Source organism: uncultured Ruthenibacterium sp. (assembly GCF_963558415.1).
In the GTDB taxonomy this organism is placed as follows: Bacteria; Bacillota; Clostridia; order Oscillospirales; family Ruminococcaceae; genus Ruthenibacterium.
Genome location: NZ_CAUWGY010000088.1, coordinates 1 through 9,502, shown reverse-complemented (window position 1 = coordinate 9,502; position 9,502 = coordinate 1). Strand labels below are relative to the sequence as shown.

Genomic DNA, 9,502 nt, shown 5'->3' with positions numbered 1-9,502 from the left:
CCACACACAAATCCGGCAAGCAATGCGAGTGTTAATACACACTCACATTTCCTGCCGTCTGCTTGTTGAGGGCAGCGCCCCCAAACCCCTTTTGATCGCAGAACTTCATTCTGCGGCTGCGCGTTCTGCGAACGCTTTTTTATTTAGAATTACCCCTATGCCACGGTTCAGGACATAGGGGTAATTCTACTGCGGTTTTCTCAATTCTGAGACGGCGTTTGATAAGGCTTTCCGTCTTTATTGTAAGTCAAATTAAACACTAGATCAGACAGCCATTTTTTGAAATCGGGATTATCCTGAAACTGCTTGAACAGTTCCATATTGTCAGCCATAATGCTAAAAATAACCTGCTGCAAAGCACGCTCACTTTCAATACGAGCATTTTGCTTATCGGAGTTTTTCATAGCATTTTGATAGTGCTCATCTTTGGAAACCATAGCCGGAATCTCAAGGATTTGACGGCGGACATTATCCGCATCATTCCAATCTATGTTGCCAAACATATCATTGAATGTGGTCAAGATGGCAGAGAGCAAATCCATCTCCGGCTCTTTCTTGGCTCCGATCTGACCCGTCGGCACAGGGGCCACTTCTACATCTTCATCCTGAAGCACAAGAGAAATACATTCCTTAGCCTCTAAGCGATAGCTATCCAGATCAATCGCCTCTAAAATCCCCTGTGTAAAATCATCCTCTGGCGGAGACGGCAGTTTCGGGATAAGCAGATTCAAGAAAATCGAGAGCTTTTCCCAATCAGGATTTCCATAAGGGAGAATAGCCCCCAGGAATCCATAAGTACGCACAAAGGATTTGGCCGCACTTTTAAATTTGATTTGTCCGTCGACATCCAGTTCTTTGTATGCAGCAGCGCAAGCATCCAGAATAGGATCAAGGCGATCCCGCTCGGCACCGTCGAGGTAGAGATTGACCAGTTTCTCTACATGATCCTGTGTGAATACCTGATACTCCTCCATTGCGGCAATCAGGTCATAGAGTTTGTTGGGATCAGTTTCATCCGACAGCAATGTGGTGCGGTAGTACCGAGAAAAAGCCTCCACAATCGTGGCTGAATCATTGGCGAAGTCCAAAACAAAAGTATCATGCTTCTGCGGATGAGCGCGATTGAGCCGAGAGAGCGTCTGCACGGCCTTAATGTCAGAAAGTGGCTTATCCACATACATGGTGTGCAACAGCGGTTCATCATAGCCTGTTTGGAACATATCCGCCACAATCAAGAAACGGTAGGGATCTTGCTTAAATGTCTTTTGGATTTTGTTATCCGGGAATCCATTTAGCCCCGCAGAAGTCAATGCAGGCTGCTGACCGTGAAATTCCTTTTCGCCAGAAAACGCGATGATTGCTTTATAAGGACTATGCCGAGCAGCTAAGCATCTATTGACCGCATAGTAGTATTCAATGCAACGCTCAATATTGCTGGTGATAATCATTGCTCTGGCTTTTCCACCAATTTTACCCTTGGCAATCACCTGTTCGTGGAAATGGCTGACCATCATTTCAGCTTTTTGCTCAACAGTAAAAGACTGATTCTCTACAAAGGCACGGAGCTTCTTTTGAGCTTTCTTCTTATCGTAGAGCGGATCGTCCTCCACGGTCTTTTTTAAGCGATAAAAGCTGTCGATAGGGGTATAGTATTTAAGCACATCCAGGATAAAGCCCTCTTGGATTGCCTGTTTCATGGTATAGACATGGAATGGGCGATGCTTGATTTTATCTCCCTCTTGGTACGGGGTTCCGAAGGTCTCCAGGGTTTTATTCTTAGGCGTGGCAGTAAAGGCGAAGTAGCTGGCATTTTTCAGCAGCTTGCGGCCCTCACACATGGCATTGATTTTATCCTCATTATCCTGTTCTTCCTCAGAGGCCAGTCCAGAAAGAGCGAGGTTCATCTTTGCCGAAGTGCGCCCACTCTGCCCGGAATGGGCCTCGTCGATAATGATTGCAAAATGGTTATCCTTGTGCTGTGTGCCAATGTCAGAAAGGACAAAGGGGAATTTCTCCACGGTGGTAATGATGATTCGTTTCCCAGCCTGAATTGCCTTTCGCAGATCGCTGGAATGTTCCGCCCATGCTACGGTGCTACTCACCTGCATGAACTGCTTGATGTTATCCCGAATCTGCTTGTCCAGAACCACTCGGTCCGTAACAACGATCACACTGTCCACAATTAGCTCGCCATCGTCCGATTCCAGCCCTATGAGCTGATGAGCCAGCCAAGTAATAGAGTTGGATTTTCCGGAACCGGCGCTGTGCTGAATGAGATACCGCTGTCCAATACCGTTTGCCTTCACATCCGCCAGCAACCGCTCTACCACATCCAGCTGGTGGTATCGAGGAAATACCTGAGTATATGTTTTCTTTTTGGTGTCCGGGTCTTCCTTTTCCACCATTTGGGCGTAGTTTTCAATAATGCGGGCCAGCTTCTGCTTGGTCAGAATGTCCTTCCAGAGATAATCGGTCATCATGCCGTTTGGATTGGGCGGATTCCCCGCTCCATCCTTATATCCCTTGTTGAACGGGAGGAACCAACTGGCTTTTCCGTCCAGCTTGGTACAGAACTTGATTTGCGCATCGTCCACTGCAAAATGAACCATGCAGCGTTTGAACTGAAACAGCAGTTCTTTGGGATCTCGGTCATGCTGGTATTGATAAACAGCATCGTCCACATTCTGCTTGGTGAGCTGGTTTTTCAACTCAAATGTAATAACCGGCAGACCGTTGATGAACACGCATAGATCCAGAGCCAGCCTTGTGGCGTCCTTGGAGTACATCAGTTGGCGGGTTACGCTGAAGATATTCTGCTCGAACATCTTACGGGCAGCCACGTTTTTTGCGGTTGGGGTCAGATAGAACATGACCAAATCCACCGGGTACACCTTGATTCCCTTGCGCAGAACATCTATGATTCCACGCTTGGCAATTTCACCTTGTAGACGATTGAGAAACTGCTGCTTTTTCTGCTCACTTTTGAACACGCCCAGCTTGTCCATCGCATCGCCCTGCGTGGACTGCAAAAAGCGGAACAAACGAGTTTCGTCAATGGCATAGTCGCGGTTATAGTCGGCATTTGTGCCCTGCTCATAGCTGTTATGGTTGACCAGCCAATCCACGATTAAAGTTTCAAGGCCAGATTCTTTTGTATTGGTTGGCATAGTGTCACCTCATTCCAGCGTTCCAATTTCATCAAGCTTAATTGAGGACAAAATTCCTGGGGCATTATGCCAAGAATTATTATACCTGATATCTCGACTCTCTACAGATCCTTGCACTTTTTCTTTCAATTCATCTACCGTATTTACCGAAAACAAAGGGAATATTTTTTTGCAATATGACTTGGAAATTAGTTTTTTCCATAGGACCTGCTGACCTTGATGATAAATGTATGTCGTAGGGAACCACATACTCCACCGCTTATTCTCAGAGGTATCAAAAATGCCATTTAGCTGGTAGAGTACAATATCCGCATTAGCAATTGACTGTTTTGTCAGAATCGGTTTCTTTTCTCGATTTACAAGTATCTCTCCCGCTAAAGTAAATAAACGTGGATTTTCACTTTTAGGCTTGCATACTTCTTCGATGGTTCTGGTATATTTCCGAAAGATATCAAAAGTTTGCGGTTCAATATTTGAATTAAAGTAATCAGTTCTCAAAAAATACGGGTGAACCAGCAGTTGTCGCAATTCAGCAAATCGTTCATAGTGAAGTAAAACAGCTGTGGCACAAATAAAAAACTCCCAAATCATATAGTCATATAATTCGAAGTCACTCTCGCTATAGGCCCCTTTTCCACCAGCATCATGCAGTTCGTTATACAAACGCTCAAATAGTTCTGATAAAATTTCACCTCTAAGCTGATCACTGTATATCAAGTTCTCACAATAGGTCACAAACAAATCTCTAAACGGTTTAGTTTGATCGATTACTTTTAACAACCCATCTGCAATGTCTATGTCCTTAGGCAGTACATACTGCTTTGCGGCGTCCACAAATTCATCTGAAGCTTTCCTCAAGAGGAAATCCGCCTTTGCTGTATTTCCGCCCGTATACCCTCGAACCTGTTTCAGAATATCGCGAATAGCAGATAAATCTACAGTTTCATCTTCTAACCACTCCGGCTTTGTGCCCAAAGCTGGTTTCTTGTGTATTGGTTTCTGATAGATGTTTCTAAGCAATTTTTCATATTCAGTTTCATACCGATCATCTTCAGTTGTCAGATCAATATAAATCCGAGTCTTTAAGTAGTGAGGAATGCATGCTTTACCTTCTTCATCTACTTCAAAAGCGATAGGAATAAATTTTTCCTGCTTCATCTGGCCGTATATTTCTGGTGAAATAATGACCGTTTCATCTCCAACGCCACCGCTGCGATCATTCGCTTTTTCCATATAGCTACGGTCACAAATGATCAATACTTTATCTACGCTTGGATCATTTACAGATTGCTCCATAAATGCATACTTGTCCTGACCTTCTTTTAAGTCGTACACGTCAAGGATGACATCAATTCCGTTAGAAATCAATCTTTCGGCCAGTTCTATTACTTTTTCTTGAACTTTCCAAGAATACGAGATAAATACCTTTTTAGTTTCTGTGCTCATTATTCCACCTCCATCTCGTCCTCTGGTTCTTCGGCTTCATCCACCATTTCCTCAACTGACTCAAAAGCCGGCACTTCAATATTCCGCACATCAATCTGACCTGTGACAACATCAGAAATCAGGCGGGTCTTCATTTCGGACAAGGTAATGATTTCGGATTCGAGCTTTGAGCAAGCACTTTCAATCCGTGCATTGATTTCCTGAATCTTTGCAGAAATTATCTTCTGCTCTTGATAGGGAGGTAACGGAATTTCAAAATTTCTGAAATTAACCGCAGGCATACGCCATCTTCCTTGATTAGCTGCACCTCGCCCATACCCATAAAATATTTTTCGTTTGTAGCAAAGTTGGAATAACTGTAGATAGTATTCCGGATAACAATTTTTTGTATCATCCAATACGAATACTCGATAATCTGGGCTTGTAACACCGAAATGCTTTGAAATATCAATATAGCCTGTCAGCAAGTCCATATGATTCATGGCAAAATCACCCGGATATACAAATTGATATCCAGAGTAGTTTGCTGCCATTTGTCCTTCGTTTGTAGATATATCTTTCACCTTTAGTCCTTGCTGCGTAATAGATAGAACATCATATCCTTCTTTTCCTGCAATACGCTTTTTAATGGTGAAATGCTTTGCGATTTTGCTGATTTTCCAATGAACCGGAATTTCACCCATCCAGTTTGAGCCTGTGGGCTGAAATGTAACATTGGGATTAATTCCTCTTGTTAGTAGCTCATTACACGCAGAGAGAGCATACTCCCTCAACACTTGAATCTGTCTTTTCTTTGCGTCAATTAGTTGATTGATTTTATAGGTCTGCCACTACAAATAACGAACAATCTGGTCCTGTTCTTCGCGGGGCGGAAGATATATTAGCAGTTTCTTGAAATCATCATAATGCATATCCCACTGTCCTACGCGAACGCCATATGAAAACTGGTTGTAATAAGTCTTAAATCCTGTAGATCTTAGTAACATATGGAGATAAGTGAAATTGATAGTGCTGTCTACTACATTGCACACAATATAGGCCGGGCTTACTATTCCTTGATATTTTGAAACACCCAAAGACCCTTGCCACATTTTCATTTTATTTAGTACAAGATCTCCGGGAACAACGACCTTATAATTTGATAAATCCTCGCTCTCTACATTGCGATTATCGTCGCGTGATGCCTTTTGAATTACGCCGTATTCACGATACACAGACAATAGTGTATATTTCCTGTCGCCACATCTTTCGTTAGATAACTTGGTAATAGAGCGAATAGTTTTTGCGGACCAATGGGTTGGGACTTCAGGTAACCATGTATATGGTGTTTCTTGATAACTCTCGTATTTTCCCATTACTCCACCCCTCCAAGAATCTCCGCCAACATACCATCGGTTTCAGATTCCAACTTTTTGAGGTCGGCCACTATGTCCTCCATGCTGCGCAGCTGCACCGGCTGATAGAAATACTTGGTGAAGGATAGCTCATAGCCAATCTGAGTTTTCTTTTCGTCTACCCAGGCATCCGGCGCATACGGCAGTACCTCATTTTTCATAAAGGCATCGATCCCACCCTCATAAGTAAAGGGAATAATCTCTGTGTCCCGCAGGTCGGTATCAGGTTCTCCGTCAATGGGCTGCGCCGTGGGGTCTTTCTCCGTGATAAAGGGACGAATCTTTTTCAATGCGGCCGTTTTTAGCTTTGTGGCCTTGGCAAAAGCTGTCCAATCATCGGTCGGAGTTCCTGCCGGGACAGAACGAATCGCCTTCTGTACTTCCTCCAACTCCTCCGTCTTTTTGAAAGTGTCGGCAGGAATTGTTCTGTCAAGGTAAACCCGCAAGCGGAGCGGGCGCTCGACAGTAATGGACCAATATCCGAATTCCCGGTTGTCAAATACACGGCTGACGGAGCTTTCTTCCATCTCCATGAAAATTCGCATGATTTCATCCCGGAGCTCCAGTGTCAGCTCGCAGTTTTTCTCGCCCATGTTTTTACGCAGCGGGGATTTCATCGCAGTGGCGTCGATCAGCTGAATTTTTCCTTTGCGGCGTTCCTCTTTTTTGTTACTCAACACCCAGATATAAGTACCGATGCCTGTGTTATAAAACATTTTCTCCGGCAGTGCAATTACCGCTTCCACCAGGTCACTCTCAATGAGGTAACGGCGGGCATTGCTTTCACCGGAACCTGCATCACCCGTAAACAGAGCGGAACCGTTGTGAACTTCAGCGATGCGGCTGCCCAGAGGGGTATCCGTCTTCATCTTCGCCGCATTATTCAGCAGGAACAGCAACTGGCCATCACTGACACGGGGGATCATGGCAAGCTGAGTCCCATCCTCCAGGTAGGCATTGAAACGGCTGTCCAGAATGTCTTTTTTGCCGCCCATCTTTTCTGCGTCCACTTTCCAGGTCTTTCCGTAAGGAGGATTGGACAGCATAAAATCAAACTGTCTGGTAGCGTTACCGTCCATCGACAGCGTAGAGCCATAACTGATATGCTCTGCCTGCTTTCCGTCACCCTTCAGCAGCATATCCGCTTTACAGATGGCATAGGTCTCCGGCTGCACTTCCTGGCCAAACAAGTGGATCGAAACCTGCTTGCCGGTTTCTTCCGCCAGTTCCAGCAGGCGATCCTGCGCCACGGTCAGCATACCACCCGTACCGCAGGCTCCATCATAGCAGGAATATGTGGCATCCTTGATCTGGTCCTTGATGGGTACAAAAATCAAGTCTGCCATCAGCTCCACCACATCACGAGGCGTGTAGTGTTCGCCGGCTTCTTCGTTGTTGGCCTCGTTGAACTTGCGAATCAGCTCTTCAAAGATAGTACCCATAGCGTGGTTATCCAGCCCCGGCAGCTTGATCTCGGTTTTACTATCATCGGTATAAACTGGATTCGGGCTGAGGTTGATTTCCTTCGACACAAATTTTTCAATGACTGCGCCCAGAATATCGGCTTCGATCATTGTGTCAATTTGGTTTCGGAACTGGAACTTCTGTAAAATCTCCTGTACATTTGGAGAAAAACCGTCCAAGTATGCGGTGAAATCAGCTTTGAGCTGCTGTTGCTTGGCGCGGGCCGTCAGATCACGCAGACGGAAGGGAGAAGTGTTGCAAAACGCCTGTCCTGCAGCTACACACAGTGCCTCCGTTTGATTGGTAATCCCCGCAGCATCCAGTTTGGCTTTCATGTCCATAACCTGCTGTTTCGTATTCTCCAAAACAGCATCCAGACGGCGAATCACCGTCATAGGCAAAATCACATCACGATACTTGCCACGCACATACACATCGCGCAGACAGTCATCAGCAATGCCCCAAATAAAGCTCACAATCTGGTTGTGAATCTGATTATCCATATTAGCAACCTACTTTCTTTGTTTAGTTCTTCCTAAATTCATCATATAGTCGCTTCGGCAATTTTCGCAGATAAGAGTTCAGTACGCCAATAGCATTTTCCATGTGGACTTGGGAAATTACATCATTCTCGACCGGAAAGTAACCATATTTGTTCATCAACAGGCGGGCTTCTTCCAGTTTTTCAGCATTTTTCTCACGCTGTTTTGTTCCAAAAGCATCACTGCTCAGTGCGTACAGATAGTACGAAAATAAGCTCTGCTTGATCTTCTCCATCACAATTTCAAACTCCATACTGGTGAGAAAATCATTTAGAATTGCTGTATCCTGCTGTGCATATATTTTCGGATCTTCCTCACTGTTAGAATCTTCCTTGCATCGAATCAATTCTTCAATCGCCCCGTCGCACAGACCCAACTGCTCAGAAATATTGTGGTATTCCTGTTTGCGAGAGTTAGACAGTCCCAGCAGATACTCCACCGACACATCGTAAAAATCCGCAAAGGCGACCAGATACTCGATGCTCATGCTGCGGGTACGACCATACAGAGGATGGACAGGATCGTTGATTTCATAATTTTTGAGATTTGTATGGCTGATGTTGACGCCACGCTCTGCAAGCTGCTTGGAAAGCTGTTCAAAGGACAGCTTTTTTTCTTTACGAAGATCTTCCAGCCGCTCTTTGGTCAGCGCCATCCGTGCTTCGTCATACAGCATGAGTTTATCCTCCTATCCGTTTATAAACTATAATTTACAAACGTGTGTTTTCTGAAACCAAAATAATTTGTGGTTGATATACCGCATTCAGGCTTTTTCTGCGGTACAATTCAATTAAAGTTTATGGTTTATGTTTATTATAAACCATAAATCTCACAAAATCAATTCTCTACATGAAATGGAGGAAAACGCATGGAAAAATATCTGCATATGCTGCAACCACAAAGCTGGGAGGAAAAACAATTTGTTGATTCAAATGACACCCAAGCAAAGGAGAAAAGCCAATGCGCTGATTCGAAAATCTTGCTGCAATTATGACGGCGGCAATTGTATTGCGCTGGATGATGGCGATCCATGCGTCTGTGTGCAAAGCATCTCTTATTCTCTGTGCTGCACCTGGTTCCGGGATTGGGTTCTGCTGGGTGCTCCGGCTTTACAAGCTGAAATCACCAGTCACAAGGGATTGAAGCGATGCGCAGAATGTGGTGCGCTGTTTCTGGCAAAATCCAACCGCGCCAAATATTGTTCCAATTGTGCCCGCAAGGTACACCGCCGTCAGAAAACGGCAAGCGACAGGAAACGGAGGTCGAATACGGACAAATAGAGCTTCTAAAAGCCAGATATATGCTCGGTTTCCAGCCTGGCAATCATGGAGATGAATAGCAATACCCCTTATCGCTCAGAAATCACGTTCTAATTGTCCGCATGGAGGTACCTGTCATGGCTACAAAACCCTTTTACATTCATCAGAAGCCACCGGCCCAAAGTTTTATACGACTGCCCAATTTTCTGTTTGAGTCACCAAGTTTTTGC

Annotated in this window: 7 protein-coding genes; 1 reads left to right on the top strand and 6 read right to left on the bottom strand. The window is 44.7% G+C overall.

The window, feature by feature from the left end; genetic code table 11:
• Positions 1 to 200 precede the first annotated feature (200 nt).
• From AB5H98_RS11525 to AB5H98_RS11500, 6 genes are all read right to left on the bottom strand, one after another.
• The gene (locus AB5H98_RS11525) at positions 201 to 3,167 is read right to left on the bottom strand and encodes a type I restriction endonuclease subunit R (RefSeq protein WP_367926041.1); all 2,967 of its coding nucleotides are present in this window, start codon (positions 3,165 to 3,167) and stop codon (positions 201 to 203) included.
• Positions 3,168 to 3,176: 9 nt separating this feature from the next.
• Positions 3,177 to 4,613 carry a toll/interleukin-1 receptor domain-containing protein gene (locus AB5H98_RS11520; RefSeq protein ID WP_367926040.1) on the bottom strand — a complete coding sequence of 479 codons (1,437 nt, stop codon included), beginning with the start codon at positions 4,611 to 4,613 and terminating at the stop codon, positions 3,177 to 3,179.
• Entirely contained in the window at positions 4,613 to 5,296 is a 684-nt protein-coding gene (locus tag AB5H98_RS11515) for a restriction endonuclease subunit S (protein WP_367926039.1), read from the bottom strand. Before AB5H98_RS11515 ends, AB5H98_RS11520 begins: the two co-directional genes overlap by 1 nt.
• Positions 5,297 to 5,443: 147 nt before the next feature.
• Complete coding sequence (locus AB5H98_RS11510) at positions 5,444 to 5,833, bottom strand: hypothetical protein (RefSeq protein ID WP_367926038.1); 390 nt, start codon at positions 5,831 to 5,833, stop codon at positions 5,444 to 5,446.
• A 134-nt stretch (positions 5,834 to 5,967) separates the two neighbouring features.
• Positions 5,968 to 7,974, bottom strand: coding sequence for an N-6 DNA methylase (locus tag AB5H98_RS11505; RefSeq protein WP_367926037.1), 2,007 nt, complete (start codon positions 7,972 to 7,974; stop codon positions 5,968 to 5,970).
• Between the two features lie 22 nt (positions 7,975 to 7,996).
• On the bottom strand, positions 7,997 to 8,689 hold the full coding sequence (locus tag AB5H98_RS11500; protein WP_367926036.1) for a helix-turn-helix domain-containing protein: 693 nt from the start codon (positions 8,687 to 8,689) through the stop codon (positions 7,997 to 7,999).
• 256 nt (positions 8,690 to 8,945) lie between these two features.
• On the opposite strand from AB5H98_RS11500, the gene AB5H98_RS11495 reads away from it, so the two are divergent.
• Entirely contained in the window at positions 8,946 to 9,293 is a 348-nt protein-coding gene (locus AB5H98_RS11495; protein ID WP_367926042.1) for a cysteine-rich VLP domain-containing protein, read from the top strand.
• Positions 9,294 to 9,502: the final 209 nt, after the last annotated feature.